General features: G+C 54.0%; 22 protein-coding genes, 2 tRNA genes and 1 pseudogene. 13 read left to right on the plus strand and 12 right to left on the minus strand.

Annotated features, from left to right (window positions below; genetic code table 11):
- Positions 1 to 152: 152 nt before the first annotated feature.
- Genes prpC through AXE65_RS09710 form a run of 3 tightly spaced genes read right to left on the minus strand, consistent with a single transcriptional unit; the run spans position 153 to position 2,895 of the window.
- A complete protein-coding gene (gene prpC, locus AXE65_RS09700; protein WP_068391487.1) occupies positions 153 to 1,304 on the minus strand; it encodes a bifunctional 2-methylcitrate synthase/citrate synthase in 1,152 nt (383 codons plus the stop codon).
- A 2-nt stretch (positions 1,305 to 1,306) separates the two neighbouring features.
- Positions 1,307 to 2,197, minus strand: coding sequence for a methylisocitrate lyase (prpB, locus tag AXE65_RS09705; RefSeq protein ID WP_068391490.1), 891 nt, complete (start codon positions 2,195 to 2,197; stop codon positions 1,307 to 1,309).
- Positions 2,194 to 2,895 (minus strand): GntR family transcriptional regulator, encoded by a 702-nt coding sequence (locus tag AXE65_RS09710; RefSeq protein WP_068391493.1) that lies wholly within the window; start codon positions 2,893 to 2,895, stop codon positions 2,194 to 2,196. The genes prpB and AXE65_RS09710 overlap by 4 nt, the downstream gene beginning before the upstream one ends.
- A 186-nt stretch (positions 2,896 to 3,081) precedes the next feature.
- On the opposite strand from AXE65_RS09710, the gene AXE65_RS09715 reads away from it, so the two are divergent.
- From AXE65_RS09715 to cysK, 6 genes are all read left to right on the plus strand, one after another.
- A complete protein-coding gene (locus AXE65_RS09715; protein ID WP_068391496.1) occupies positions 3,082 to 3,603 on the plus strand; it encodes an ATP-dependent zinc protease family protein in 522 nt (173 codons plus the stop codon).
- Positions 3,604 to 3,609: 6 nt separating this feature from the next.
- Positions 3,610 to 5,133 carry a UUP1 family membrane protein gene (locus tag AXE65_RS09720; protein ID WP_068391499.1) on the plus strand — a complete coding sequence of 508 codons (1,524 nt, stop codon included), beginning with the start codon at positions 3,610 to 3,612 and terminating at the stop codon, positions 5,131 to 5,133.
- A gap of 7 nt (positions 5,134 to 5,140) precedes the next feature.
- Positions 5,141 to 6,133 carry an alpha-L-glutamate ligase-like protein gene (locus AXE65_RS09725; protein ID WP_068391501.1) on the plus strand — a complete coding sequence of 331 codons (993 nt, stop codon included), beginning with the start codon at positions 5,141 to 5,143 and terminating at the stop codon, positions 6,131 to 6,133.
- A gap of 65 nt (positions 6,134 to 6,198) precedes the next feature.
- A complete protein-coding gene (gene pabB, locus AXE65_RS09730; protein ID WP_068391503.1) occupies positions 6,199 to 7,545 on the plus strand; it encodes an aminodeoxychorismate synthase component I in 1,347 nt (448 codons plus the stop codon).
- Between the two features lie 47 nt (positions 7,546 to 7,592).
- Complete coding sequence (locus AXE65_RS09735; RefSeq protein ID WP_068391505.1) at positions 7,593 to 8,213, plus strand: phosphoadenosine phosphosulfate reductase domain-containing protein; 621 nt, start codon at positions 7,593 to 7,595, stop codon at positions 8,211 to 8,213.
- A gap of 77 nt (positions 8,214 to 8,290) precedes the next feature.
- A complete protein-coding gene (gene cysK, locus AXE65_RS09740) occupies positions 8,291 to 9,262 on the plus strand; it encodes a cysteine synthase A (RefSeq protein WP_068391507.1) in 972 nt (323 codons plus the stop codon).
- Positions 9,263 to 9,302: 40 nt separating this feature from the next.
- On the opposite strand, the gene AXE65_RS09745 is transcribed toward cysK, so the two are convergent.
- The 3 genes from AXE65_RS09745 to AXE65_RS09755 all read right to left on the minus strand — a co-directional run bounded on the left by AXE65_RS09745 (position 9,303) and on the right by AXE65_RS09755 (position 14,967).
- Positions 9,303 to 10,487, minus strand: coding sequence for an acetate/propionate family kinase (locus tag AXE65_RS09745; RefSeq protein ID WP_068391510.1), 1,185 nt, complete (start codon positions 10,485 to 10,487; stop codon positions 9,303 to 9,305).
- Between the two features lie 11 nt (positions 10,488 to 10,498).
- Positions 10,499 to 14,629, minus strand: a complete 4,131-nt coding sequence (locus AXE65_RS09750; protein WP_068391513.1) for a DEAD/DEAH box helicase — start codon at positions 14,627 to 14,629, stop codon at positions 10,499 to 10,501.
- 131 nt (positions 14,630 to 14,760) lie between these two features.
- Positions 14,761 to 14,967 carry a hypothetical protein gene (locus AXE65_RS09755; protein ID WP_068391516.1) on the minus strand — a complete coding sequence of 69 codons (207 nt, stop codon included), beginning with the start codon at positions 14,965 to 14,967 and terminating at the stop codon, positions 14,761 to 14,763.
- A 172-nt stretch (positions 14,968 to 15,139) separates the two neighbouring features.
- Here AXE65_RS09755 and cysD point away from each other — a divergent pair, with 172 nt between their 5' ends.
- Positions 15,140 to 16,057 carry a sulfate adenylyltransferase subunit CysD gene (gene cysD / locus AXE65_RS09760; protein ID WP_068391518.1) on the plus strand — a complete coding sequence of 306 codons (918 nt, stop codon included), beginning with the start codon at positions 15,140 to 15,142 and terminating at the stop codon, positions 16,055 to 16,057.
- A gap of 95 nt (positions 16,058 to 16,152) precedes the next feature.
- On the plus strand, positions 16,153 to 18,039 hold the full coding sequence (gene cysN, locus AXE65_RS09765; RefSeq protein WP_068391521.1) for a sulfate adenylyltransferase subunit CysN: 1,887 nt from the start codon (positions 16,153 to 16,155) through the stop codon (positions 18,037 to 18,039).
- A gap of 76 nt (positions 18,040 to 18,115) precedes the next feature.
- On the opposite strand, the gene AXE65_RS09770 is transcribed toward cysN, so the two are convergent.
- Positions 18,116 to 19,237, minus strand: coding sequence for a trypsin-like peptidase domain-containing protein (locus AXE65_RS09770; RefSeq protein WP_068391524.1), 1,122 nt, complete (start codon positions 19,235 to 19,237; stop codon positions 18,116 to 18,118).
- A 73-nt stretch (positions 19,238 to 19,310) separates the two neighbouring features.
- Between AXE65_RS09770 and AXE65_RS09775 the strand changes: the two genes are divergently transcribed.
- From AXE65_RS09775 to rep, 5 genes and pseudogenes are all read left to right on the plus strand, one after another.
- On the plus strand, positions 19,311 to 20,069 hold the full coding sequence (locus tag AXE65_RS09775; RefSeq protein ID WP_068391527.1) for a Nif3-like dinuclear metal center hexameric protein: 759 nt from the start codon (positions 19,311 to 19,313) through the stop codon (positions 20,067 to 20,069).
- 193 nt (positions 20,070 to 20,262) lie between these two features.
- Positions 20,263 to 20,674: pseudogene (locus AXE65_RS14190) on the plus strand (integrase core domain-containing protein); the annotation flags it as partial.
- Positions 20,675 to 20,797: 123 nt separating this feature from the next.
- Positions 20,798 to 20,873, plus strand: a tRNA-His gene (locus AXE65_RS09785).
- A gap of 22 nt (positions 20,874 to 20,895) precedes the next feature.
- Positions 20,896 to 20,979: transfer RNA gene (locus AXE65_RS09790), tRNA-Leu, on the plus strand.
- A 114-nt stretch (positions 20,980 to 21,093) separates the two neighbouring features.
- Entirely contained in the window at positions 21,094 to 23,097 is a 2,004-nt protein-coding gene (gene rep / locus AXE65_RS09795) for a DNA helicase Rep (RefSeq protein ID WP_068391534.1), read from the plus strand.
- On the opposite strand, the gene AXE65_RS09800 is transcribed toward rep, so the two are convergent.
- The 5 genes from AXE65_RS09800 to AXE65_RS09820 are packed head-to-tail and all read right to left on the minus strand — an operon-like array spanning position 23,098 to position 26,155.
- Positions 23,098 to 23,400, minus strand: coding sequence for an STAS domain-containing protein (locus tag AXE65_RS09800; RefSeq protein WP_068391537.1), 303 nt, complete (start codon positions 23,398 to 23,400; stop codon positions 23,098 to 23,100). It lies immediately after the preceding gene.
- Positions 23,397 to 24,032 (minus strand): MlaC/ttg2D family ABC transporter substrate-binding protein, encoded by a 636-nt coding sequence (locus tag AXE65_RS09805; protein WP_068391539.1) that lies wholly within the window; start codon positions 24,030 to 24,032, stop codon positions 23,397 to 23,399. The genes AXE65_RS09800 and AXE65_RS09805 overlap by 4 nt, the downstream gene beginning before the upstream one ends.
- A 27-nt stretch (positions 24,033 to 24,059) precedes the next feature.
- Positions 24,060 to 24,536 carry an outer membrane lipid asymmetry maintenance protein MlaD gene (gene mlaD, locus AXE65_RS09810; RefSeq protein ID WP_068391542.1) on the minus strand — a complete coding sequence of 159 codons (477 nt, stop codon included), beginning with the start codon at positions 24,534 to 24,536 and terminating at the stop codon, positions 24,060 to 24,062.
- 15 nt (positions 24,537 to 24,551) lie between these two features.
- A complete protein-coding gene (gene mlaE / locus AXE65_RS09815) occupies positions 24,552 to 25,346 on the minus strand; it encodes a lipid asymmetry maintenance ABC transporter permease subunit MlaE (protein ID WP_068391545.1) in 795 nt (264 codons plus the stop codon).
- Positions 25,346 to 26,155, minus strand: coding sequence for an ATP-binding cassette domain-containing protein (locus AXE65_RS09820; protein ID WP_068391556.1), 810 nt, complete (start codon positions 26,153 to 26,155; stop codon positions 25,346 to 25,348). Before AXE65_RS09820 ends, mlaE begins: the two co-directional genes overlap by 1 nt.
- Positions 26,156 to 26,876: the final 721 nt, after the last annotated feature.

A 26,876-nucleotide genomic window follows, 5' to 3' on the forward strand; every position in this document is an offset into this window, starting at 1 on the left:
GATTCATGAAACGCTACGCCATCAGGGCATCGTTCAGCGAGTAATTGTTCAATCCGGCTCATGGCGAAGATTTATCCTAAAAAGCGGCGAGTGTAGAACATAAATCGGCACTTACCAATGGCGAACCGCTGGTAAGTGCCAGTTTCTACTCATCAACGTTTTTCAATCGGTACAAAGGCGAGGTTTTCCGGTCCGGTATACTGGGCGTTGGGGCGAATGATTTTGCCATCAACACGTTGTTCCAATACATGCGCCGCCCAGCCGCTGGTGCGGGAAATAACAAATAACGGGGTAAAAAGTTCAGTCGGCACGCCCAGCATGTGGTAACTGACGGCGCTAAACCAGTCCAGATTGGGGAACATTTTTTTTAAATCCCACATGACCGTTTCCAGGCGTTCGGCAATCTGGTACATGCGGCTATCGCCTTTCGCTTCGGATAATTCACGGGCGACTTGTTTAATAATCACATTGCGCGGATCAGATACCGTATAAACCGGATGACCAAACCCGATAATGACTTCTTTATTGGCCACCCGCGTGCGAATATCTGCTTCGGCTTGATCGGCATTTAAATAGCGTTTTTGAATCTCAAAGGCCGCTTCGTTAGCGCCGCCATGTTTCGGCCCGCGCAGTGCGCCGATGGCGCCGGTAATGGCACTGTATATATCGCTGCCGGTTCCAGCAATGACCCGACTGGCAAAGGTGGAGGCATTAAATTCGTGTTCGGCGTAGAGAATTAAACTGACGTGCATGGCACGTACCCAAGGTTGACCGGGTTTTTTGCCGTGCAGCAAATGCAGAATATGCCCGCCGATGGAATCATCATCGGTTTGCACTTCAATACGACGGCCATTATGGCTGTAGTGATACCAATACAGCAGCATGGAGCCAAGACTTGCCAGAAGTTTATCGGCAATATCGGCAGCGCCTGCCGGATTATGCTCGTCTTTTTCCGGCAATACACAGCCCAAAGCAGAAACGCCGCTGCGCAGTACATCCATGGGATGGGCAGCAGCAGGCAGGTTTTCCAATATTTGTTTAACTTGCAGCGGTAATCCACGCAAGGCTTTAAGTTTGTTTTTATAGGCGGTAAGTTCGCTACTATTGGGCAAATGGCCGTGTATCAATAAATAAGCGACTTCTTCAAATTGGCAATTTTTAGCTAAATCATGAATATCATAGCCACGATAATGCAGGTCATTACCGGTTTTGCCCACGGTGCAAAGCGCAGTATTACCGGCAATGGTGCCGGATAAGGCAACGGATTTTTTCGGTTTAAATACCGGGTTTTCTTGATTGCTCATTATCAATCCTCTTTCTTGGCAGAAAACAGCGCATCGAGTTTGTCCTCAAAGCGGTGATAACCAATGCACTGATAGAGTTCGGCGCGAGTTTGCATTTGTTCGATGACATCTTTTTGATGACCGTTTTGACGAATGCTTTGATAAACCGTTTCTGCCGCTTTATTGGCGGCGCGAAACGCCGATAGTGGATAAAGCTGCATAGCAATACCGACTGAGGCGAGTTCTTCGCGGGTAAATAACGGGGTTGCGCCAAATTCGGTGATATTGGCAAGTATCGGCACGGAAAGTTCAGCAGTAAAACGCTGATAAGTCGCCAAATCGTAAGCCGCTTCGGCAAAAATGCCGTCGGCACCGGCTTCGATATAACGCTGGCAGCGCTCCAAGGCGGCGTCCACGCCTTCGCTGGCAATGGCATCGGTGCGGGCAATTAAAAAGAACTCGCCGTCGGTTTTGGCATCCACGGCGGCCTTAATGCGGTCAAGCATTTCCGCAGTGGAAACAATGGCTTTGCCCGGACGATGGCCGCAGCGTTTGGCACCGGCCTGGTCTTCCAGATGCGCCGCCGCTGCACCGGCTTTAATCAGCGCTTTGACACTGCGCTCGATATTAAACGCCGACGGGCCAAAGCCGGTATCCATATCCACCAGCAGCGGCAGATCGCAGACATCGGTGATCCGGCGCAGGTCAATCAGCACGTCATCGAGCGTATTGATCGCCAAATCCGGCATGCCTAGTGAGCCTGCCGCTACGCCGCCGCCGGACAGGTAAATCGCGCGAAAACCGGCTTGCTGCGCCAGTAGCGCGTGATTGGCGTTAATCGCGCCAATGATTTGCAGCGGACTTTCGGCGGTCAAGGCCGCGCGAAAACGTTTTCCTGCGCTTTGCATGGTCATGCGAGGGGTTCTCCTGTGTTGTTGTAGTGCTGCTCGATATTGCGGCGGGAGGCTGCGATATGGCGGCGCATCAGCATTTCCGCCAGCTCGCCGTCACCTGTGGCCAGTGCGTCCAAAATCCGGTGGTGCTCGATAAAGGCTTGCCTGGGACGTTTGGGGGTGCTTGCAAATTGCAGGCGGTACATGCGCATCAGTTGATAGAGTTCATCGCCCAGCAGACGGGTCAGCGCCGCATTGCCGCTCGCCTTGATAATGCGGTAGTGAAAGTCAAAATCGCCTTCTTGCTGGTAGTAGCCGAGACCTGCCTTAAAGGCGGCGTCCTGCTCGTGCAGCTCCAACACGCGCCGCAGTTCATCAATTTCGGCAGGCGGCATGTGCTGCGCGGCCAAGCGACAGGCAAGGCCTTCCAGCGCTTCGCGCACCTGATACAGCTCAATCAACTCTTTAGCGCTCAGTGAAACCACTCGTGCGCCGATATGCGGCACGCGCACCAGCAGTTTTTGCCCTTCCAGCCGGTGCATCGCCTCGCGCAATGGGCCGCGGCTGATGCCGTAGCGTTTGGCGAGTTCCGGTTCGGAGATTTTGCTTCCCGGCGCAATCTGCCCCTCAACGATGGCGCTCTGAATTCGTTTAAATACCTGTTCAGCACGGGTTTGTTCCATGCTGCTGTGGCTGATTGGCGGGGATGACTTTTGCATGTTTTATTTGATTGTTGACAATATCGGGCGTGTTTTGCGAAATCTAGCGGAATATTGGCGCAGATGTCAAATCCTGCACAGAAGATTGTTTACAGTTTGCCGATATACCGTTTAATTTGTTGCGCTTGTCCTTGAGTGCTAAAATCCGCCGCCTTCTTAAGCCCCCTTCGCCGCCCTTGGAAACTGATGAAACTTTTGTGTCTTTTGGGCAGCCTGAGCCTGTTGATGAACCTTGCTTTTGCTGAAGACAAGCGCATCTATGGTCTGCATGAGCACGCCTTGCTGGTCGATTTTAACCGGCCACTTGAGGCCAAACTGGATACCGGTGCGAAAACCGCTTCTCTCAACGCGCAAGGCATTAAACGCTTTCGCCGTGATGGCAAATCTTGGGTGCGTTTTTATCTGGATAACGAGCAAGCGCAGCCGATTGAACGCCCGTTGCTGCGTACCAGCCGCATCAAGCGCCGTGCCGATGATTATGACGAAGAAGACGAGCGCGGCAGCAGCGCCCGTCCAGTCATTGCGCTGTCGGTTTGCTTAGGGAATCGGCTGCAGCAAATCGAGGTCAATTTGACCGATCGCAGCGCCTTTCGCTATCCCCTGCTAATTGGCTCAGAGGCGCTTAAGCAGTTTTCTGCCTTGATTGACCCGTCGCTGGAACATGTCACCGGAAGACCGTCCTGCGCCGCCTTAAGCCTTGCCGAGTAACTAAACGTGCGCTCCTCCCGCCTGCACCTTGGCATTCTTGCCAGCACTTTGATTATCCTCGGGCTGATGGTCTGCGCTTGGCAAATTGTGGTTCTTGGCATTCCGCTGCGCGAGGATGAAAGCACCGATTTATGGAATATCGACGCAAAAATCGAGTTCCAGGCCAAAGACAATCTGCCGATTAAAGTACAGATGTTTGTGCCGCTGCTCAATCAAGACTACGTCAGCTTGGGTGAGAGTTTTGTCAGCAAAAACTATGGGGTAGCGCTGGCCAATGCCGACGGCAATCGCACGGTGACTTGGTCGGCCAGACGGGCGAGCGGTAAGCAAATCCTCTACTACCGCCTGCTGCTGTCCAAACGCTACTCCGGCTCAGAAAAGGCCAAAGAAGAAGGCTCGACCTGGCGCGAAATTCCGCCGCTGGAAGGCGCTGAACAAGTCGCGGTGCTCGCGCTGCTAGAACCCATCCGCCAGCATTCGGCGGATATTGAAACCTTTATCGGCGAGACCATCCGCCGTATCAACAATGCTGCCGACGATAACGTCAAGCTGCTGCTCGCCGGTGATAGCTCTACCGCCAGCAAGGCACGGGTGATTGAACTGCTGCTGGCGACCGCGCATATCCCGCTTGAGCGCGTACACAGCATTAGTCTTATGCGCGGGGCGCAGCAGCCGGAGCTTTGGCTGCGCAGTTTTAACGGTGAAAAATGGCTGTACTTTGACCCGCAAAGCGGCAAGCAAGGGCTGCCAGCAGACCGGCTGGTTTGGTGGCACGGCGATGCGCCGTTGCTTTCGCTTGACGGCGGTCGCCGTGCACAGGTGAGCTTTCATCTAAGCGACAGTGAAATCAACGCGCTGCGCCTTGCCAACCTGACCGACCAAAACATGGGTTCGGCTTTCCTTAAATATTCGCTGTACAGCCTGCCGATACAAACCCAGCAAGTGATGCAGGTGATGCTGATGATTCCCATCGGCGTGCTGCTGATTTTGCTGCTGCGCAACTTAGGCGGGCTGCAAACGCTCGGCACCTTTACCCCGGTACTGATTGCGCTGGCTTTCCGCGAAACCGGCCTTGGCACCGGCATTAGCCTGTTTATCCTGATTACCGCGCTGGGGCTTTTGCTGCGTGCTTATCTGGAGCATTTAAAGCTGCAAATGCTGCCGCGCCTTTCCGTGGTTTTAACCTTTGTGGTGCTGCTGATTGCAAGCGTGAGTCTTGCAAGTCACGGCTTAGGATTTGAAAACGGGCTATCCGTTGCGCTATTTCCCATGGTGATTTTGACCATGAGCATCGAGCGGCTGTCGATTACTTGGGAAGAACGCGGCGCGGCTTTTGCGCTTAAAGCAGGCGCGGGCACTTTACTCGCGGCGACCGGTGCGCATCTGTTAATGACCGTTCCGGCGCTGGTTTATTTTGTCTTTACCTTTCCCGCCTGCTTGCTGGCGCTGGTTGGCCTGATGCTGCTACTTGGGCGCTACCGCGGCTACCGCTTGAGCGAACTGCTGCGTTTTAAAGCGCTTTCCGGGTGAATCACTGATGCTGGGCTTGGTCAAGCGTTGGCGGGCGCTTTCCTCCCGCGGCATTATGGGCATCAACCGGCGCAATGCCGACTATGTGCTCAAATACAACGAACGGCGTTTTTATCCTTTGGTCGATGACAAAATCATCACCAAACATAAAGCCTTGGCGGCGGGTATTAGCGTACCCGCGCTGTACGGCATTATCGAAACCGAGCAACAAATCAAGCATCTGCCGAAGATGCTGGGAGCGCGGCAGGACTTTGTGATTAAACCGGCGCAAGGCGCCGGTGGCGACGGCATTTTGGTGATCGGCGGCAAGCTGGGGCAAGATTACAAAACCACCTCCGGCAAACGGGTGAAATCCAGCGAAATCGAATATCAGCTTTCTGGCATTTTGACCGGTCTGTATTCGCTCGGCGGACACCGCGACCGCGCGTTGATTGAATACCGCGTCACTCCCGACAACATTTTTCGCAGCATCAGCTTTGACGGCGTGCCGGACATTCGCATTATCGTGCTGATGGGCTACCCGCTGATGGCGATGCTGCGCCTGCCGACGCGCCTGTCCGACGGCAAAGCCAATCTGCACCAAGGGGCGATTGGCGTAGGGGTAAACCTCGCAAGCGGCATAACCTTGCGCGGCACCTGGCTTAACGACAAAATCAGCCATCATCCGGATACCGGCAGCGCCGTCGACGGCGTGCAACTGCCTTCTTGGGAACGCTTTATGCAACTTGCCGCCTCCTGCTATGAACTGTGCCATCTGGGCTATATCGGCGTCGATATGGTGCTCGACCAGGAACAAGGGCCGATGCTGCTCGAACTCAACGCCCGCCCGGGCTTAAATATCCAAATCGCCAATGACTGCGGATTAACCCTGCGTACCCAAGCCATTGAGGCGCATATCGAACAATTGAGGGCGCAAGGGATCACAGAAACGCCTGAACAACGGGTTAAATTCTCGCAAAACCTGTTCGGCCATTTAGCAACGACCTTGCCACCGGGATAACCAACCCTGCCCACTTGTGGGAGAGGGGCAGGGAAGAACCACCCACGTTTTTTGCCATATCCGCCATGCCCACTGCGTCTTATTGCACCTTGCAACCTTTGCCCTATCAAAGCGACCCGACCCATTTATTCGCGCGGATTGCGCGTGCGCCCGGCGCGGTACTTTTGGATTCAGCGCAGCGCAGCGAACATTTGGGAAGATACGACCTGCAAAGCGCTTGGCCGCTGGCAAGCTTTGCGCCTGCTCCGCGCGAAACCGCGCAGGCTTTTTTGGCAAGACTGCGCGCAGCGCTTGCGGCAATGGGTGAAGCGCGCTTGCCGGATAACTGCGAACTGCCCTTTATCGGCGGCCTTATTGGCTGGCTGTCTTACGACTTTGGCCGTGCACTGCAAGCCCTGCCCGCCCGTTCGCCGCAGTCAAAACGGCCATTGGCGCAGCTTGGCCTGTACGCTTGGGCGCTGATCACCAACCATCAGCGCAAGCAAACCTGCCTGCTGTTTCACCCCCATTGCCCGCTCGCCGAACAACAGCGTATCAGCGCACTGTTTAGCGCCGATACGCAGCCCTGCCCGGCCGCGCCTTTTCGTCTGCTCGGCCGATTTGCCGCTGATATAAGCGGCGCGCAATATCAAAATGCCTTTGCCGCGATACAGCGCTATATCCAGGCAGGCGACTGCTATCAGGTCAACCTGACCCAAGGCTGGTCCGCGCCCTGTGAGGGCGAGCCCTGGACGGCCTATCAAGCCTTGCGCCGCGTCTGCCCTACGCCTTTTGCCGGATTTATCCGTTTAGCCGAGCAGGCCGCCATTCTCAGCCTGTCGCCGGAACGCTTTTTGCGTGTGCGCAAAAGACAAGTGGAAACCCGCCCGATTAAAGGCACAAAACCGCGCGGACAGACGCCAGCAGAAGACGCCAAACAAGCCGCGCAGCTTTTGGCAAGCGACAAAGACCGCGCGGAAAACCTGATGATTGTTGACCTGCTGCGCAACGACCTAAGCCGCACCTGCCGCAATGTGCAGGTGCCGCAACTGTTTGCGCTGGAAAGCTACCCCAACGTGCATCATCTGGTCAGCCAAATCACCGCCACACTGGCAGATGGCAAGGACGCGCTGGATTTGCTCGAAGGCAGCTTCCCCGGCGGTTCGATTACCGGCGCACCGAAACGACGCGCCATGCAAATCATCGACGAACTCGAACCCGGCCCGCGCGACATCTATTGCGGCAGCCTGCTCTATCTGGATGTACGCGGTGAACTGGACAGCTCCATTGCTATCCGCAGCTTGCTGCAAAGCGACGGGCAACTTTATTGCGCAGGTGGCGGCGGCATCACCGCAGGCTCAATAAGCGAGGCGGAATATCAGGAATCCATAGAAAAAATAAGAATATTGATAGAAACATTACAAAGATTATAATTCTAAGCGCTTTGCTACCATCGTCTCTTTTTGGGGAGACTCCCACCATGAACCTTGATCTTGCGGCGATTAACGCAGAATGGGGGCAAAACCCCGAACAACTGATTGCCTTTGCGCTAAAACAAGCGAAACCTGCGCTTTGCACCACCAACTTTCGCCCGTTTGAAGCGGTGCTTTTGCATATGCTCTGCCAGCAGCAGCCGGACATCCAAGTGCTTTGGATTGATAGCGGCTACAACACCGAAGCGACTTATCGTTTTGCCGACGAGTTGACGCAAAAACTCAAACTGAACCTCATCACCTATCTGCCCAAACGTTCGCGTGCCCACCGCGAAGCCATCGAAGGCGAGCTGCCCGCGCTTAATACCCCGGCTCATGCGGCTTTTACCGAAGAAGTCAAACTCGAACCCTTTGCCCGCGCCCTGCGCGAGATTTCTCCCAAGCTCTGGTTTACCGCCCTGCGCGCTAGCGATACCGCGCTAAGGGCGAAGATGCAGCCGCTTTCAGTCAACCCCGACGGCCTGCTGAAAGTCGCCCCGCTGCTTTATTGGTCATCCAAAGACCTGCATGAGTATTTGGTTAAACACGACCTGCCGAATAACCTTGACTACTTCGACCCGACCAAAGGCGAGGAAAACCGCGAATGTGGGCTGCATATCAATCATTGAGCGACCAAGAGCGGGTGCTTGTCGCAGCCAGATAATCTGTCTTAGGCTGCAAATCTTTAGCAATGAGAGGAATTCCCATGAGCCGTATTTATACCGACAACGCACAATCCATCGGCCATACGCCCTTGGTGCGTATCAATCGACTCGCGCCAAAAGGCGTCACGGTGCTGGCCAAGATTGAAGGGCGCAATCCCAGCCATTCGGTCAAATGCCGCATTGGCGCGGCGATGATTTGGGATGCCGAAGAGCGCGGACTGCTTAAACCGGGCGTTACCATCGTCGAGCCAACTTCCGGCAATACCGGCATTGGCCTGGCCTTTGTTGCCGCAGCAAAAGGTTATCCGCTGCTGCTGACCATGCCTGCCTCAATGAGTTTGGAGCGGCGCAAAGTGCTTAAAGCCTTGGGCGCGCAATTGGTATTAACCGAAGCGGCCAAGGGCATGAAAGGCGCTATCGATAAAGCGGCCGAAATCCACGCCAGCGCGCAGAAGAAGTATTTTTTGCCGCAGCAGTTTGATAATCCGGCTAATCCTGCCATTCACCAGCGCACCACCGGCCCTGAAATCTGGCAGGACACGGACGGACAAATTGATGCGCTGGTCGCTGGCGTAGGCACCGGGGGCACCATCAGCGGCGTGTCGCGTTATATCAAACAGACTCAAGGCAAATCGATTATTTCGGTCGCCGTTGAACCACAAAGCTCGCCGGTGATTAGCCAGACCTTGGCCAACGAGGAGGTCAAACCCAGCCCGCATAAAATCCAGGGCATTGGTGCAGGATTTGTGCCGAAAAACCTGGATTTGTCGCTGATTGACCAAGTCGAACAAGTCGCCGATGACGAAGCCAAGGCCATGGCACTGCGGCTGATGCGTGAAGAAGGCATTCTCTGCGGTATTTCCAGCGGCGCGGCGATGGTCGCCGCACTGCGCTTGGCGGCACGCGCCGATATGCAGGGCAAGACAATAGTGGTCATCATCCCCGATTCCGGCGAGCGCTATTTATCCTCCATGTTGTTTGAAGGCTTGTTTAGCGAACAGGAGCTTGCTTAGGTCTGTTCCCCTCTCCTTGCCCGCATGCGGGCAAGGAGAGTTAACGATAAAACTGCAAAGCGTGACGCGCGGCAATCCATTCTTCGTTAGTGCGCTCGACCGCGACCTTAACGCCGCTGTCTGGTGCAGAAATTAACGGCGCGTTTTGCTGATTGGCCGTCTCATCCAGAGCAATGGGCAAAAAGCCAAGCTGCGCACAGATACGGCGACGAATTTCAGCGCTGTTTTCGCCGACACCTGCGGTAAATACCAGCATATCCAGCCCACCCAGTACCGCGACCATGGCACCAATTTCGCGGACAATTCGGCGGATATAGAGCAAAAGAGCCTCACCCGCGTGCTCGTTTTCGGCTTCCTGTTCCAACAAAACACGTACCTCTGGCGAGATGCCGGATACGCCCAGCAAACCAGATTGCTGGTAAAGCAAGCGCTCGACCTGTTTAACGCTTAATTTTTCGTTTTCCAGCAGATAAAGCACCACACCGGCATCCAGCGCACCGGGGCGGGTGCCCATCATCAGTCCGTCGAGCGCGGAAAAGCCCATAGTGGTCGCCACACTTTGCAAATTTTGCAGAGCGCACAGGCTCGCGCCGCTACCCAAATGCGCGACGATAACCCGCCCGCTCGCCCGCTCGCCGTGGCGCCCTGGCAGCACGCTTGCCATATATTCGTAGGACAGCCCGTGAAAACCATAGCGGCGCACACCGCGTTCAAACCATTCATGCGGCAATGCCAGCATTTGCTCGACTTTGGGCAGATGGTGATGAAACGCCGTATCAAAACAGGCCACTTGCAGTAAATCCGCTTGTTCGCGCAAGAGGATTTGCACCGCGTCCAGCGCAAAAGGCTGATGCAGCGGGGCGAGCGGCACCAGCTCGTGCAAATCGGCTAGAACCTTGCTGTTTAAAACGGTTGGAGCAAAGTAACGATTACCGCCGTGTACCACCCGGTGCGCGACGCAAACCAGCCGTGCGCCATTTAAGCGCGCCGCCACTCGCTCAAGAATCAGCGTCAAAGCGCTGCGGTAAGGATGTTCGCTATCCAAAACAAGCAAGGCAGAAGCCGCGCCGCTTTCATCCAAAAGCGGCTTGGCGCTGCCAATGCCCTGCACTTTGCCGCTGTGCAGCGCGCGCGGCGATTGCGGCTCGTTGGCCGCAAAGACCGCAAATTTAATGCTCGATGAGCCACAGTTCAGTACCAAAATCAGGGCTTGTTCAGACGGCATAACCACTCCTTTTAAGGTTGCCTAATCAATTGCAGCAGCGCTTCGGCATCGAGCCTTGCGCTGATTTCACCACCTTCTAACAGGCTGTCGGCCAAATCGCGTTTGTGCGCGTGCAGTGCGACGATTTGCTCTTCAATGGTGCTTTCTGCGACCAGCCGGTAGACCGTGACCGGTCGTTGCTGGCCGATACGGTGGGCGCGTCCGGCGGCCTGGTCTTCCACCGCAGGGTTCCACCAGGGGTCAAGGTGAATCACGTAGTCGGCGGCGGTCAAATTAAGCCCGCTGCCGCCGGCTTTAAGGCTAATCAAAAAGACGTCGCCCTCGCCTTCCTGGAAGGCATTAACGGCTTGGCTGCGCTGTTTCGGCGGTGTTTGTCCGTCCAGATATTGATAAAGGATACCCGCTTGATCAAGGTGCCGCCGCACGATCGAAAGATGGTCCACAAACTGGCTGAAGATCAACGCACGGTGGCCGTTGTCACGCAGTTCATCAAGGATCGGCAACAGCGCTTGCAGCTTGCTGGAGTCATTCGCAGCGCCCGCCAGCACCAGCGAGGGATGACAGCAAAAACGGCGCAGCCTGGTAATTTGCGCCAGCGCTTTAAAACGTGCGTCGCCGCCGTTTAAATCACCCCGCGAGAGTTCTTCCACCGCTTGCAGACGCAGCGCTTCGTACTGATGACGCTCGTCATCGGTGAGCGGGATTTTGTGGGTGATTTCGGTAATAGGCGGCAGTTCGTCCAGCACTTCGCTTTTAAGCCTACGCAAAATAAACGGTTGAATCAGTTGTTTAAGCGCCCTTTTCGCTTGCTGTTTTTCCAGCGTGCTGCCGAGTTCAATCGGCTGCGCGAAACGCTCGGTAAAGCGCTGCTGGCTGCCCAACAGGCCGGGGTTGATAAAGCGCATTAAATTCCACAGCTCGCCCAGGTGATTTTCCAGCGGCGTGCCGCTGGCGATCACGCGAAAATCGGCACAAAGTGCCATGACCGCTTGCGAGCGTTTGGTTTGTGCGTTTTTGACCGCTTGCGCTTCATCGAGCACCACGCTCGCCCAGTTTTGCGCGGCAAAAGCCTCCTGCTCGCTTTGCAGCAGGCCGTAGCTGCACAGCACCAAGTCACCGGCTTTGAGAGCTTCCAGCGAGCGCGTTTGCCGGTAATCAATCAGCTGCAAGGACGGCGCAAAGCGCTGCGCCTCGGCCTGCCAGTTGCCAACCACTGAAGTCGGCGCGACCACCAGTTGCGGCCCTAAAGCGGCGCGGTGCAACAGCAGCGCCAGTAGCTGTACGGTTTTACCCAAACCCATGTCATCCGCCAAACAAGCGCCTACCCCCCACTGCGCCAGCCGTGCCAGCCAGACAAAGCCTTCCCGTTGATAGTCGCGAAGCTCCGCCTGCAACAGGCGCGGCACTTGCGGGGTAAATTCACGCAACGATTGCAGGCGTCTCACTTGTTCCTGCCAAGCGGCATCGGCGGAAAACTCGCCGGCTTCGGCCGATAGTGCTTCGAGCAAAGGCGCGGCCAAGGTGCTTAAGCGTGCGCCGTTTTCGTCGATTTTGTCGGCAAGATGAGCGACATCGGCAAGGCGGCGGCGTAAATCGTCGGTCAGTGCCAGCCAGTCGCCCTCGCCCAGCGGAACAAAGCGGCTGCCCTCGCTTTCACGCAGTAAATCGAGCAGCTGTTTCAGTTGCAATACGCGGCCATTATCCAGCGTCATCTCGCCTTGCAGCGCGAACCAGTCGCCTTGACGCTGTACCGACAGGCGCATGCTGCCCATCCCACCCCGTGCGCGAATGCGCATGCGCTCGCCTTCCGGCCACACGCACTGCACTTTGCCTTGCTCCAGCGCGTGCAATTCGCTTAAAAGCTGCAGCGCGTCGCTGGCGTTGTCAAAGCGCCATTCGTGCCCGTCGCCAGCGCCGCCTGCCAGCGCCGGGCAATGATCCAGCACATGGTGCAGGCGAACGCGTTCTTCAAGCAAATTGCGGCGGATTTGCACCGGTTTGCCGTCCTGCTCGCACGCCAGATTGGCCGCACCCTGGCCGGGGCGAAACCAACTGCCGCTCGCCTGCGGGCGTACCAACAGTTGCAGGCGCAACCCTTCGGCAAGCGGCAACAGGTGCGCGTAGAGGGTGGCATCGCTGTCAATGGTTTCCATGTGGGCTGCAAGTTCCGGCACATCGGCATGCACCGGCAACATCGGCGCAATGGCGCTGATGGCATCGCTCAGTTGTTCTTTCGCACTGGCCGGAACGGTTAATCCCTCGCCGATAATGGCCGCAATGCGACGGATGTCGTCGCTGCATTGGTAGAGCTTGAAACGGGTCGGCGTTTCGTTTTCCAGCAGCAAGCCATGCGGTGGCAAATGGGCAAGCTCTGCTGGCTCCAACTGAAGGCGCACCTGCTCGCCTTGTTGGGTGACATGCAGGCTAGGCTCACCTTGGATTAAATCAATGCGCACATCCGGCGCTTCGGCCAAATACAGGTGCGGATGATCGACCAGGTGTGGCAAAGCGCGGTTGGCATCAAGGTAATGGCGCTGATTGCCGAAGTAATCGAGCGGTTCACGCTCAATGCAGGCCGCTATCTGTTGGTCTTGCGGCAGTAGATAGTCAAACTCCTCTGGCGATGCTTGCTGTAGTCGCTGTAAGGCCACCACACGGCCTTTGCTCCACTGGCCTTTGCTGTTTATTTTTTGCTCGCGCGGCTCAACGCGCAGCGTCTCATCGGCGTGCAAAAACCAAGCCAGCCGCCGTTCGGTTTGCACAGCAGGCGCTGCCATCACCGCGGGTTTGTGGATATGCGCCAAGGCTTCGAGCGCGTGCTGCCAAGCTTCGCGTGGGCTGTACAGGGTATGTAGCGGTTTAAATCCGTGCCGCGCGTGCCAATCGGCGAGTGCCTTATCGCCGTCCATTCCATGCGCGATAAGCAGTGCGTCAAACTCGGCAGCCAACCAGTCAAAGCCTGCCTGCTTAAAGTAACTGCGCCAGCGCCCTGCGGCGCTGCGTAGGCTACTCGCCTCCTGCCCCAGCCAGTGCACGGCGAGCAGCGCCATCAGGCAGGCAGCCCCCCAAGGTTCGGCCATTTTCAGCAGATGGGCGATTTCCGTCTCCAGCATCGGCACCCTTTGCCCTTGCAGGCGCTGTAGCAGCATGCGCAGCAAAATGCCGCCGCTGCTTTCGCGCGCCAAGGTCTTAAGTGCTTTATCCGCCGATGCCAGATGAGCGGCATCCCCGCTACTGATTAGCGCAAACAGGCGCAACGCTTCCAAGGGTTTCGGCAAATCCGCTTTGCGCTGACCACTGTGTTTGCGCCAGGTTTTCTGCCAAGTCTGTAAAAAAAACAGCGCCTCTTGTGGATATCCGGTTAATAGCTGGCGGAAAAACTCGGCAAGCTCCAAGGTTTGTGGCAACTGGGCAAATGACTCAAGCGCCTGCCAATCACCGCGCCAGGCACACTGCAATAACAACTGCTGCGCGAGACTCGCCTGGGTTTTGGCGGACGGGCTCTGCTGATACAACTCAAGCGCCAAGCTGTACGCGCCGCTTGTATCGGCAAACAAAAACTGATTGGCCTGCTCCAGCCAATCGCACACCAACAGGGCACGCTGCGCGGCGGGAAAACTCGAAAGCAGCGCCTGTCCGTCATCATCAGCAAGCAAAAGCGGTAATGGGTGGGCATGGGGGATATTTACCGCCGGCAACCGCCTCATAAGCTCGCGCAGCTTGATTTGCACCGATTCCATCTTGTTATCAAGCAATGCAATCCAAAGCGCCTGCTCCAGATAAGCGCAGTCTTCCCCCCAGTGCGAAGAAAAACTTAAGGTAAGGCTGACCAGCCAATCAGGGCGCTTGGTCAACTCGCACAGCAATGTATTGTGCAACCCCAAAAGCAAACGAAACGGATACGCAGGCTTAATTTCAAAGCCCGCCAGCCAGCCCTTGCTGGATAAGTGCTTAAGCAGAGGCTCCAAGCGGGTGGGGCCCGCCGGTTTGCCATCCAACTTGACCCCCAGCACCCGCAGCGTCCGGCCAATCTCGGTACGGGTTAAACCACTGGGTGCCAGCGCAAGCACCAACAAAACCGCCTGCAGGGTGGCAGGCAGCGCGGAAAAATCATTTAAAGAAGGCTGTTTTATGGAAGGCATTGGACATACAAAGGCAATAACAAAAGTCTCTGCATTATTTCATAACTCTCGGTGATTTTATAGAAAATCTACCCTATATTTATAATAATGTAAAACAAATGATCAATAAAAAGCCGATAAAACACTTTCACTCAAAAATACAAAGCTTGTAGCTTATTACGCATTAACCCGCTCGAACCGATGTTATATTCAGTCAATTGATTATATGAAAACCCGGAACCATTCGCCGCGTCAATTCGTGTATTACCGGCAGAACCATCAACCGCCCGGCATTTAATAGGCATTAGTGCAAAAAGCAACTGCGCAAGCGATTTAAACCACGGGCGCTGAGTATTCATGGTGCGGTTTCCTTTGCTTGGGAAGTGTCTGTCAATACCTCTTTCAGTGGCGCGCATCAGGGTATCTTGCCATATCCATATGCCTTTTTGCTATAAATAGATAAAATAACTGTGAAAATCCTTATGTTAAAGTGCGCCTCCTGCCCGCCCTTGTCTTAGGCTGAACTCTTCCATGCTCGACAAACTGACCCATCTGAAACAGCTTGAAGCTGAAAGCATTCATATCATCCGCGAGGTTGCTGCGGAGTTTGAAAGGCCAGTGATGCTCTATTCCATCGGCAAGGATTCAGCGGTGATGCTGCATCTGGCGCGTAAGGCGTTTTTCCCGGGTCGCCTGCCGTTCCCGCTGCTGCATGTGGATACCGGCTGGAAGTTTGCGGCGATGTATCAATTTCGTGAGCAAATGGTCAGCGAGTTTGGTTTTGAGTTGATTACCCATATCAACCCCGATGGTCTCGCCGCGGGTATCAATCCCTTCACTCACGGCAGCGCTCGTTATACCGACATTATGAAAACCGAAGGGCTGAAACAGGCGCTCGATCACTACGGTTTTGACGCCGCTTTCGGTGGCGCGCGGCGTGATGAGGAAAAGTCCCGCGCCAAGGAACGCGTCTATTCATTTCGCGACAGCAAGCATCGTTGGGATCCGAAGAACCAGCGTCCGGAACTGTGGAACTTGTATAACGGCAAGGTCAAAAAAGGCGAGTCCATTCGAGTGTTTCCATTATCCAATTGGACCGAACTCGATATTTGGCAGTATATCTATCTGGAAAACATCCCGATTGTGCCCTTGTATTTTGCCGCTGAGCGCGAGGTTGTGTCGCTTAATGGCGCTTTGGTCATGATTGATGACCCGCGTATCCTTGAACATTTAACGCCGGAACAAAAGCAAAGTATCCAGAAAAAATGCGTGCGTTTTCGAACGCTAGGCTGTTATCCATTAACCGGCGCGGTTGAATCCACGGCACAAAGCTTGCCGGATATTATTAAAGAGATGCTGCTAACGCGTACTTCCGAACGTCAAGGGCGAGTCATTGACCACGACCAGGCCGGTTCAATGGAAGAGAAAAAACGCCAAGGGTATTTTTAATATGCCCGGCAAAACCGCTTCTTTAGAAAAATGAAACTGTAAAAATTATTTACACAACAAAACCTCTATGAGAGGTTTTGCAGGGAATCCGAACCATGACTGCGCAAACTGATTTAATCCGTGACGATATTCTGGCTTATCTAGCGCAACACGAGCGCAAGGAATTACTGCGACTTTTAACCTGCGGCAATGTGGATGACGGCAAAAGCACGCTGATTGGCCGCTTGCTGCACGATTCCAAAATGATTTATGAAGACCATCTGGCCGCCATTACCCGTGATTCCGATAAATTCGGCACCACCGGTGATGAAGTGGATTTGGCACTGTTGGTCGATGGCTTGCAAGCCGAACGCGAACAGGGCATTACCATTGATGTGGCTTATCGTTATTTCAGTACCGCCAAACGCAAATTTATTATTGCCGACTGCCCCGGTCACGAACAATACACGCGCAATATGGCAACCGGTGCATCCACTTGCGACCTTGCCATTATTTTGATTGACGCGCGTCACGGCGTGCAAGCACAAACTCGCCGCCACAGCACTATCGCCCATTTACTGGGCATTCGCCATATTCTGGTGGCGGTGAATAAAATGGACTTGCTTGGCTTTGACCAAGTCGTCTTTGATAACATTAAGCGTGATTACTTGGAGTTTGCCGAAAGCATTCAATTAAAGCCAACCACGCTGCACTTTGTACCCATTAGCGCATTAAAAGGCGATAACTTGGTTAATCGCTCAATGCATACCCCTTGGTATAAGGGTGCGTCGTTAATGGAAATATTGGAAACGGTGGAAATTGCCGCAGACCGTAATCTGTCGGATATGCGTTTTCCGGTGCAATACGTTAATCGCCCCAATCTTAACTTTCGCGGATTTGCCGGCACACTGGCCAGCGGTATTTTATATAAGGGCGATGAGGTGCTGGCACTGCCTTCGGGTAAAACCAGCCGCATTAAATCCATCGTTACCTTTGAAGGCGAGTTGGAACAAGCCGGTCCCGGCCAAGCGATTACCCTAACGCTGGAAGATGAAATAGACCTGTCGCGCGGCGATATGTTGGTTTATCCGAACAGCCGCCCGGCCATGCTTGAGCAATGCGAGGCGATGTTGGTATGGATGGCCGAAGACGCGCTGCTGCCGGGCAAAAAGTACGACCTAAAATGCGCATCACGCCTGCTGCCCGCCAATGTTACGCAGATTGTGCACAAGCACGACATCAATAGCGGACAAAAGCTGCCCGCAAGCCGCTTGGAACTGAACGAAATCGCCCAGGTTCGCCTGAGCCTCGATGCGCCGCTGGCACTCGACGGCTACGCGCAAAACCGCACCACTGGCGCGTTTATCCTGATTGACCGACTCACCAACGGTACGGTCGCCGCCGGCATGGTGATGGCCGCAGAAAGTCATGCACAAAGCGGCAAACACGCCCACGTGTGCACCGAAGAACGTGCCGCGCGTTTTGGTCAACAGCCGGTGACGGTACTGTTTATGGGGCTTTCCGGCGCGGGCAAGAGCACACTGGCTTACGCGGTAGAACGGCAACTGTTTGATAGGGGGCGTACCGTCTATGTGCTTGATGGGCAAAATCTGCGTCATGACCTGAATAAAGGCCTGCCGCAAACCCGCGCCGGTCGTGCAGAAAACTGGCGCCGCGCCGCCCATGTCGCGCGGCAATTTAACGAAGCTGGATTGATTGCACTGGCCGCCTTTGTCGCTCCCGATGCAGAAGGCCGCGAGCAGGCCAAGGCGCTTATCGGCAGCGAACGGCTGATTACCGTGCATGTCAAAGCCTCGCGCGAAACCTGCCAGCAGCGCGACCCGCAAGGGCTATACGCCGCAGGCGGCGATAATATCCCGGGGCAATCCTTCCCCTTCGATGAGCCAACGGATGCGGATTTGTCTATCGATACCGAACAACTCTCGGTGCAGCAAGGAGCCGCCAAAGTCATTGAACTGTTACGCTTGCGCAAAGTGATTTAAGCGGTAGAAATTTGGACTTTATCTGAGATTTATAACGATTCAGCGATTTCTTCGGCTTGGGTTTTCATGCTTTTTCTTACTGATTACCTGTGTTATCTGTTTCTGGTTGGCGCCTGCTGACTTCAACCGTCTGCATCAGCTTTTGCTTGCCGCGCAGTAGTTCAATGGTGATTTTCTCGCCCGGACGGGTGCGTGCGACCAGGCTCATGGCGTTGTGGGGAATGGCGGTAGGTTGCCCGTTAATACTAAGAATAACGTCACCGGCTTGCAGTCCGGCCTGCTGCGCCGGGCCGCCTGGGTGAACGCTTACGATAAGAATGCCGGTTGTGCCATTAAGAGCAAAAGACTGTGAAAGTTCTGCTGGCAGCGGTTGCACGTCCACCCCCAGCCAACCGCGGATAACCGCGCCGTGCTGGATAATGGCCTGCATCACTTCGCGAGCCAGCCCCAGCGGGATGGCAAAGCCGATACCACGAGCACCGCCACTGCCGCTGAGGGTCGCGGTGTTGATACCGATTAACTGGCCTTTGGCGTCAATCAGCGCGCCGCCGGAATTGCCCGGGTTAATGGCGGCATCGGTCTGGATAAAGTCCTCATAGGTATTAAGGCCAAGCTGATTGCGACCGGTCGCGCTGATAATGCCCATCGTCACCGTTTGCCCCACGCCAAACGGATTGCCAATGGCGAGCGCTATATCGCCAATTTGGCGATTGTCGTTCGGGGCGGGATGGATAACCGGCAAATCGTCCAAATCGATTTTCAGCACGGCCAAATCGGTTTCAGGGTCTTTACCGATAAGCTGAGCCGTGGTTTCACGGCCATCCTGCAAGGCGACGATAATCTGCTCAGCACCGCTGACCACGTGATTGTTGGTTAAAAGATAACCTTGTTTATTCATGATGACTGCCGAACCCAAGCTCGCCTCCATGCGTTGCTGGCGCGGCAGATTACCGGCAAAAAAGCGCTGAAACAGCGGGTCTTCCAACAAGGGATGCAGCGGACGGCTAACCAGCCTTGTGGTATAGAGATTGACCACCGCAGGTGCAGCGCTGGATACCGCCTCGGCGTAAGAGACCGGTTCGTGAGCGGCGCGAGTAGAGCGCAGCCCAAGCCAGTCGGGAGCCATTTGCAGCAGCAGCAGTGCCAGCAAAATCCCGCAGACGACAGGCCAGCCCAGAAAACCTAAAACCCTTCGCATAGTTCGTTCCGCTGTAAATGGATGAGCGAAAGAAGCATGATACTGGAAGCGGTATATTTACTTCAGGAGAAGCATTTTGATTGCATTAACCGACTTGGTGAAGCAGACAGGCGACTATTTAAATACGGCGGCGATCAACGATTACTGCCCGAACGGCTTGCAGGTGCAAGGACGCGGCGAGGTTTCGCGCGTTATCAGCGGCGTAACGGCAAGCCTTGCGCTGATCGAAGCGGCCATCCGCCAACAGGCCGATCTGCTGTTGGTGCATCACGGTTATTTTTGGAAAGGGGAAAATCCCTGCATTGTCGGCATGCGGCAAAAACGACTAAAGGCGCTACTGGCAAACGACATCAGCCTGCTTGCCTATCATCTACCGCTTGATATTCATCCTGAAGTTGGCAATAACGCAACCCTCGGGCGGGCACTGGGGATTGCTATTGAAGGCGAGTTGTCTGCGAGCAATCCGCGTGTGGTGGGGTTGCTCGGCAGTCTGCCGGTGCCGCTGGCGGCTTCCGAATTTGCCTTGCGCGTGCAGCAAACATTAGGGCGAGCGCCACAGTGGGTGGAAGGTGACAGGCCAGTACAGCGCATTGGCTGGTGCAGCGGCGGCGGGCAGGGCTTTATCGATGAGGCGATAGACGCCGGGGTGGATTTGTATCTCACTGGCGAGGCTTCTGAGCAGACTTTTCATAGCGCCCGCGAAAACGGCATCAGCTTTATCGCCGCCGGTCATCACGCCACCGAACGCTTCGGCGTGCAGGCACTGGGCGAGTGGATGGCAAAGCGTTTTGGCATCGAACACCAGTTTATTGACTGCCCCAATCCGTTTTAACGAGGTTTTATCGGGGCATTTAATGTAACAGCAGCCTTGGACTCTGTTGTATCAGCTTGTATTTCCATCCTTTTCCAACCTATCTGAAATCAGAATGCTGCATGGATATTCGCGTGCTTAAAAAGAAATCCCCCGAAAAACCCAGCGCAATCAAAAGTAGAATTTTCTCGTTGAGGAGTTCTACCGCATGAATCGTACCTGGGGTTTCGGGCGATGCTTTTTGTACCTGCGCAACGTCAAGGGCGATTTCAACCGCGAGGCGCTGGGCATCGAGGTGGACTTCTCGCTTGCCGCCGAGCGCGTTGTCCGTACCCTTGAGCAGATCGTGGATTGGAGCGGCAAACCGGCCAGCATCCGGTGTGATAACGAGCCGGAATATCTGAGAGTGGACCAACACCAAGCAGATCAAATTAGCCTATATCCAGCCCGGACAGCCGCAACAAAATGCGTATATCGGACGGTTCAACAGGAAATGGCTCGCGCAGTTCGCGCGTGGGACGATCTGAATCGCAGCCACGCAATGGATGTGGCTTTACAATCACCAACGCCCACATAGGGCACTGGGCGGATTTACCCCCAAACAGCGGCTCGCCATGACCGCATAGTCGCTACTTTTGAATGGCGCTAAAATAGCGGATTACCGATAAGGCAAATTAAAAGTAAAGCCGTTGCCTTTCTTTGGCCTTATCTATAAAATGCGCCGCTTTCCGGCAAAGCCGCAGTCAATGGTGGGCGTAGCTCAGTTGGTAGAGCGCAGGATTGTGATTCCTGTGGTCGTGGGTTCGATCCCCATCGTCCACCCCATTTTCTCCCCTTAAAATTCCCTGCGGACGTGGTGGAATGGCAGACACACCAGATTTAGGTTCTGGCACCGCAAGGTATGAGAGTTCAAGTCTCTCCGTCCGCACCATAAAAATTTAGACATCATCGCTTTAAAAACGCCGTTAAATAATCCCACTATAAAAAGCAGGATTTTCGGGTCGCTGCGGGTAAAATCGCCCGCCCATTGTCTTGAATGCTATCGATGTCCTCCCTTAATCCCCGCCAGCAGGAAGCCGTGTTTCATACCGAAGGACCGCTGTTGGTGCTGGCGGGTGCGGGTTCCGGCAAGACCAGCGTCATTACCCGCAAGATTGCCCATTTGGTGCAACACTGCGGTCTGCCCGCGCGTTATATCGTTGCTGTCACCTTTACCAACAAGGCGGCGCGCGAGATGAAAGAACGTGCCGCCCGTCTGCTTAAAGGCCGTCTGGCGCATGGGCTGACGGTTTCGACCTTTCATAATCTGGGTTTAAACATCATCCGCAAAGAATGCGCGGCGCTCGGTTACAAGCCGGGCTTTTCGATTTTTGACGAAGGCGACAGCAAGGCACTGCTGGCCGAAATTATGCTCAAAGAATACGCAGGCGATGATGGCGTGGAGGAAATCCGCCGTTTTATCGGCACCTGGAAGGATGAGCTGGTTAGTCCCGAAGAGGCACTTAAACAAGCGCGTGGCGTACAACAAAGTCACGCAGCGGCGCTTTACGGCGAGTATCAACGCACGCTAAAAGCCTATAACGCGTTCGATTTTGACGATTTGATCGGGCTGCCAGTCAAGCTATTCCAAGAACAGCCGCAAATCCTCGCCAAATGGCAACGACGCATCCGTTATCTGTTGATTGATGAATACCAGGATACCAATGCCAGTCAATATCGGCTGCTGAGTCTTTTAACCGGTGAAGCTGGACAATTTACGGCGGTCGGTGACGACGACCAGTCGATTTACGCTTGGCGTGGGGCGAGACCGGAAAACCTGCTGCAACTGCAAACCGACTGGCCGACGCTAAAAGTGGTGATGTTGGAGCAAAACTACCGTTCCAGCAGGCGAATTTTGCGTTGCGCTAATCGGTTGATTGGTCGCAATCCGCATATTTTTACTAAGCAACTGTGGAGTGAGTTGGACGAGGGCGAACCCATCCGTGTGCTCGCCTGCCCGGACGAAAAGGCCGAAAGCAGCCAAATCGCCCGCGAGATATTGACCGAACATTTAGCGGATAAGCGTCCCTGGAGTGACTTTGCCGTACTTTATCGCGGCAATCATCAAGCCAGAGCGCTAGAACTTGCGCTGCGCGAACATCAAATACCCTATCGCCTGTCTGGCGAGGCCAGTTTTTTCAGCAAACAGGAAATCCGCGATCTGATGGGCTATTTGCGGCTGTTGGTCAATTCTGATGACGACAACGCTTTTTTGCGTATCGCCAATGTGCCAAGACGGGAAATTGGCCCCAAATCGCTGCAAGTGCTGGGCAACTACGCCAGCGAACGCGGCATCAGCCTGTACCGCGCCATTGATGAATTAGGCCTGGCCGCGCGTTTGGAGGAACGCGCCTTAAAGCGCTTGCAGGGCTTTCGCGCACGCATGGACGAACTGCGCCAGCAATGCGCGGGCGAAGAGCCGATCGCCGCACTGCGCAGCCTACTGGAAGACATCGACTACCCAGGTTGGCTGGAACAAAACGCTTCGAAAGAAAGCGTCGCTCGCGCTCGTATGGCGAATGTGCATTTTTTGCTGGATAACCTGCAAAACTCGCTGGAAAAGAACGAAAACGAATCCATCACGCTGGAAGAAGCCATCAGCAAACTGGTACTGCGCGATATGCTCGAACGCCAGCAAGATGAAAAAGAACAGGATGTCGTACAGTTGATGACGTTACACGCGGCCAAGGGCTTGGAGTTTCCACAAGTCTATTTAATGGGCATGAGTGAAGGGATTTTGCCGCACCAGTCCAGTATTGAAAGCGGCCAAATAGAAGAAGAACGACGGCTCGCCTATGTCGGCATTACCCGTGCCAAGCAGCGCTTGACCTTAACTTTTGCGGCAAAACGCATGCAATACGGAGAATGGCAAGACTGCAATCCCAGTCGTTTCCTGGCGGAATTGCCCAGCGATGATTTGATTTGGGAAAAGGCAGGGCAAGCTAACAACGCAGCAGAGTTAAAAAATAAAGGCCGCCAGATGCTGGCTAAGCTTCGCGCCTCGCTGTGATTAACCCAAAGTCAGTATCCCCGCTATTCCGCTTACCTGTGCAATCTGGCGCATTTCTTCGGGTAAATGGCCGATGGCAAGGGTTTTGCCTAGCGCTTTGGCATCGCGCATAAAGCCAAGCAGCAGCGCAAGCCCTACGCTGCTTGAATGTGTCACGCCGCTGCAATCGATTTGTATGGCAGTGGCTTTTGTGGCACCAATCAGTTTTTTACCTTGCTCGCGCAGTTTGGGTGCGGTTAAGTAATCGAGCACGCCAAATAATTGCAAGTGATCCGCCTGTGCCTCAATACGCGCATCACTCATGGCTTGATTTGCCCGCTACTGGCCGTTTTGGCAACGACCTGTCCCCAATCGTTAATGGTTTTATCCAGATCACCTTTATTTTGCTGCATGCTGCTTGAAAACTGGTCACGGAATAACTTGCCAACGTTAATACCGTTAATAATCACATTGCGCAACCGCCATGCACCATTGACTTCAACCATGCTGTAAGTGACCGGATAAATCGTGCCATTTGAGCCGGTCACTTCCATTTTTACGCTGGCGCGGCCTGCATCGGGTGCGGCACTCGGCAATACACGAATACCGTTGTTATTATATTCGAGCAAGGCTTTACCATAAAACGATAATAAGCTGCGTTTGAAGTTTTCTTCAAAACGGTGGATTTGCTCAGTCGTGGCATCTTTGGAATATTTAACGGTCATAACGCTTTTGGCGATACCCTCAGCGTCAATCACATCACCTAAAATACCGTTTAATGCTTGATAAAAAGCTTCATTATCTTGACGATAATGCTCTTTATTGGCAGCTAAATCAGCGAGCAGACGGTCAGTAGTCGCCTGCACAATTTGCTGTGGCGTGCTGTCCTCGGCGAGCGCAAGCACACTTAACAAAGCGACTGTCAATGCAATAATAAAATGCGTAAAACATTTCATGGAGTTTCTCCTTGGGGGTAAAGCGGCTTATTCCTTGGTCGCCGCTGTATTGTTGACGCTATTCATTAAAAACTTGCCGATTAAATCTTCCAGCACCAAAGCCGATTGCGTATCGTGAATGCTGTCGCCATCTTTAAGCAACTCATCATCACCGCCCACGGCAATACCAATGTATTTCTCGCCCAACAAACCGGCGGTCAAGATGGAAGCGCTGGAATCAGCTGGCAGGTTATTGACGCTTTTATCAATCAACAGGGTGACTCGACCGGTAAAGCTATTATGGTCGAGTTCAATACTAGAAACTTTGCCAATAGTCACTCCGGCCATGCTGACACGTGCTTTGGCGGTAAGGCCGGCAATATTGTCAAAATTGGCGTAAAGGCGATAAGTTTCACTGCCGCTTGATAAGGTTAATCCGCTAACCCGTAGCGCCAATAACAATAAAGCAGCAAATCCAGCCAAAATAAATAAACCCACCAGTATTTCCAAATGGCGCATGCGCATTTTAAATCACTCCAATCAAGTGCCGAACATCAACGCGGTCAGGATAAAGTCCAGTCCCAAGACGGCAAGTGATGCATAAACAACGGTTTTAGTGGTAGCACGACCAATGCCTTCGGCGGTCGGCTCGCAGTCATAGCCTTGAAACAACGCAATCCAGGTCACTACCACGGCAAATACCACACTTTTCAGTAATCCGCTTAATACATCATCAGTAAAGGACACGCTGTTTTGCATATTAGCCCAATACGAGCCTTCATAGACGCCGAGCCAATCCACCGCGACCATTGCCCCGCCCCATATGCCCACCACACAAAAAATCAGCGTTAATAGTGGCAGCGAGATAAAGCCCGCCCAAAGTCTTGGCGCAATAATGTATTTAAGCGGGTCAACACCAATCATCGACAGGCTGGATAATTGTTCGGTCGCCTTCATATTGCCAATTTCTGCAGTTAATGCAGAACCGGCGCGACCGGCAAATAATAACGCCGCCACCACCGGCCCCAATTCACGCAGTAATGACAACGCCACCAATTGGCCAACGGCTTGGTCTGAACCATAAGTTTTTAAGATGTTGTAACCCTGTAATCCCAATACCATGCCGATAAACAGGCCGGATACCAAAATAATCACCAAGGATAATACACCCACGGAATAAAGCTGCTTAATAAGCAGTTGCAGGGCGCTGCCCGGGCTTTTGCGACCCAACAAGACTTGCAGTAAAAATACGCCAGACTGACCCAGAGCGGCGACCAAATCGATACCGCTTTGCCCCAGCAGACGGATGCGCTCAAGTGGCGCGGTCTTTCGCATCAGCGCTCTCCCAATAGTTCTGCGGTCAAAGGTTTGGCGGGGTAGTGAAAAGGCACCGGTCCATCCGCTTCGCCGTTCATAAACTGGCGAATACGTGGATTGTCTGAGTTCATCAGTTCTTCTGGCGTGCCCTGCCCCAGCACTTTGCTGTCGCCGACCACATAGAGGTAGTCGGCAATGCTTGCGGTTTCCGCTAAATCGTGTGAAACCACAATACTGGTAATGCCCAAAGCATCATTAAGCAGGCGAATAAGGCGTACCAATACGCCCATTGCTATTGGGTCTTGGCCGACAAAAGGTTCGTCATACAAAAGGATTTGCGGATCCAGCGCAATGGCCCGTGCCAGTGCCACACGCCGCTGCATGCCACCGGACAGCTCATCCGGCATCAACTCCACCGCGCCACGCAGACCCACCGCTTCGAGTTTCATCAGCACGATGTCACGAATCATTTCATCGGCCAGCTTGGTATGCACACGCAGCGGAAAGGCTACGTTTTCAAACACATCCAAATCGGTAAACAATGCCCCGCTTTGAAACAAAACCCCCATTTGCTTGCGCAAATCAAACAAGGCATTACGCGATAGCGATGACAAACGCTGTCCGGCGACCTCAATTTCACCGGCACTGGGCTTAAGTTGTGCGCCCATCAGCCGAAGTAAAGTCGTCTTGCCACAACCCGACGGCCCCATGATGCCGGTGACTTTGCCGCGGGGGATACGAATATCGACCTGGTCAAAAATAGCGCGTGCGCCACGGTGAAAGGAAACCTTGCGAAGCTCCACCGCAAACGCTTTGGCTGTATTCATGCAGAAAACCTTATCTTGGATACAAAGCGCTGCACCTGCCTTGTTACTGCGCAAGCGGATGCGACCAATCAGGAGCGGCACGATACACGATTATGGATTGGCAAGTGAACCGCTATCGGCCGCACATAAGTTCACATAAGCGTACAAAACTTAAGTTTTTATAAACAGATTGTGAAAATCTTACGGCCTGTTGATGGATTTTTTAAGTCAAGCGCTGCGCAGAAAAATACAATGACTATAGCTTTTCTCAAATGCCCATCCGCTACGGCGACCTGATAGCGACAGCGCACTGTGACAGATGGTTATTTTCCCAAGCAATAAAAATATTCTTGACAAGTGCTGCAACGCCGTATGGCGAAATTTTGGGCGCAGCCCGAAGGGACGGGGCATATTTTGTGCGCCGCTGCGTTACTCGTCGTTCATTTGCATGAGCAAATTTCTCTTCTCGCGCCTTTGCGCTGCAAATCTGGCTCCGCCTTCGCCACGGTTGAAACGGGAACAGACCCTAGCAGCCAAGGGAAATTTATTGGGTACTTGTTTACCTTGCTGTATTCATTATCATCTGGAATGTTATAAAGTGCCTATTGCGAATAACTATTTTTAAGATTAACCTCTGCTCTTAGTCAATGCCTAGGGTCTTAGGAAGCAAACGCGATCAAAGCGGCTGTTCACGCAGTAATTTTAGCAAGGCCAGATAGATGTTTTCATGTCGATGATTGAA

It is taken from the genome of Ventosimonas gracilis, from assembly GCF_001580025.1.
In the GTDB taxonomy this organism is placed as follows: domain Bacteria; phylum Pseudomonadota; class Gammaproteobacteria; order Pseudomonadales; family Pseudomonadaceae; genus Ventosimonas; species Ventosimonas gracilis.

What these genes read in the sequence shown, in the direction of transcription:
- prpC (WP_068391487.1), bottom strand. Translation starts at nt 1,304, where the DNA reads ATGAGCAATCAAGAAAACCCGGTATTTAAACCGAAAAAATCCGTTGCC.
- prpB (WP_068391490.1), bottom strand. Translation starts at nt 2,197, where the DNA reads ATGACCATGCAAAGCGCAGGAAAACGTTTTCGCGCGGCCTTGACCGCC.
- AXE65_RS09710 (WP_068391493.1), bottom strand. Translation starts at nt 2,895, where the DNA reads ATGCAAAAGTCATCCCCGCCAATCAGCCACAGCAGCATGGAACAAACC.
- AXE65_RS09715 (WP_068391496.1), top strand. Translation starts at nt 3,082, where the DNA reads ATGAAACTTTTGTGTCTTTTGGGCAGCCTGAGCCTGTTGATGAACCTT.
- AXE65_RS09725 (WP_068391501.1), top strand. Translation starts at nt 5,141, where the DNA reads ATGCTGGGCTTGGTCAAGCGTTGGCGGGCGCTTTCCTCCCGCGGCATT.
- pabB (WP_068391503.1), top strand. Translation starts at nt 6,199, where the DNA reads ATGCCCACTGCGTCTTATTGCACCTTGCAACCTTTGCCCTATCAAAGC.
- AXE65_RS09735 (WP_068391505.1), top strand. Translation starts at nt 7,593, where the DNA reads ATGAACCTTGATCTTGCGGCGATTAACGCAGAATGGGGGCAAAACCCC.
- cysK (WP_068391507.1), top strand. Translation starts at nt 8,291, where the DNA reads ATGAGCCGTATTTATACCGACAACGCACAATCCATCGGCCATACGCCC.
- AXE65_RS09745 (WP_068391510.1), bottom strand. Translation starts at nt 10,487, where the DNA reads ATGCCGTCTGAACAAGCCCTGATTTTGGTACTGAACTGTGGCTCATCG.
- AXE65_RS09750 (WP_068391513.1), bottom strand. Translation starts at nt 14,629, where the DNA reads ATGCCTTCCATAAAACAGCCTTCTTTAAATGATTTTTCCGCGCTGCCT.
- AXE65_RS09755 (WP_068391516.1), bottom strand. Translation starts at nt 14,967, where the DNA reads ATGAATACTCAGCGCCCGTGGTTTAAATCGCTTGCGCAGTTGCTTTTT.
- cysD (WP_068391518.1), top strand. Translation starts at nt 15,140, where the DNA reads ATGCTCGACAAACTGACCCATCTGAAACAGCTTGAAGCTGAAAGCATT.
- cysN (WP_068391521.1), top strand. Translation starts at nt 16,153, where the DNA reads ATGACTGCGCAAACTGATTTAATCCGTGACGATATTCTGGCTTATCTA.
- AXE65_RS09770 (WP_068391524.1), bottom strand. Translation starts at nt 19,237, where the DNA reads ATGCGAAGGGTTTTAGGTTTTCTGGGCTGGCCTGTCGTCTGCGGGATT.
- rep (WP_068391534.1), top strand. Translation starts at nt 21,094, where the DNA reads ATGTCCTCCCTTAATCCCCGCCAGCAGGAAGCCGTGTTTCATACCGAA.
- AXE65_RS09800 (WP_068391537.1), bottom strand. Translation starts at nt 23,400, where the DNA reads ATGAGTGATGCGCGTATTGAGGCACAGGCGGATCACTTGCAATTATTT.
- AXE65_RS09805 (WP_068391539.1), bottom strand. Translation starts at nt 24,032, where the DNA reads ATGAAATGTTTTACGCATTTTATTATTGCATTGACAGTCGCTTTGTTA.
- mlaD (WP_068391542.1), bottom strand. Translation starts at nt 24,536, where the DNA reads ATGCGCATGCGCCATTTGGAAATACTGGTGGGTTTATTTATTTTGGCT.
- mlaE (WP_068391545.1), bottom strand. Translation starts at nt 25,346, where the DNA reads ATGCGAAAGACCGCGCCACTTGAGCGCATCCGTCTGCTGGGGCAAAGC.
- AXE65_RS09820 (WP_068391556.1), bottom strand. Translation starts at nt 26,155, where the DNA reads ATGAATACAGCCAAAGCGTTTGCGGTGGAGCTTCGCAAGGTTTCCTTT.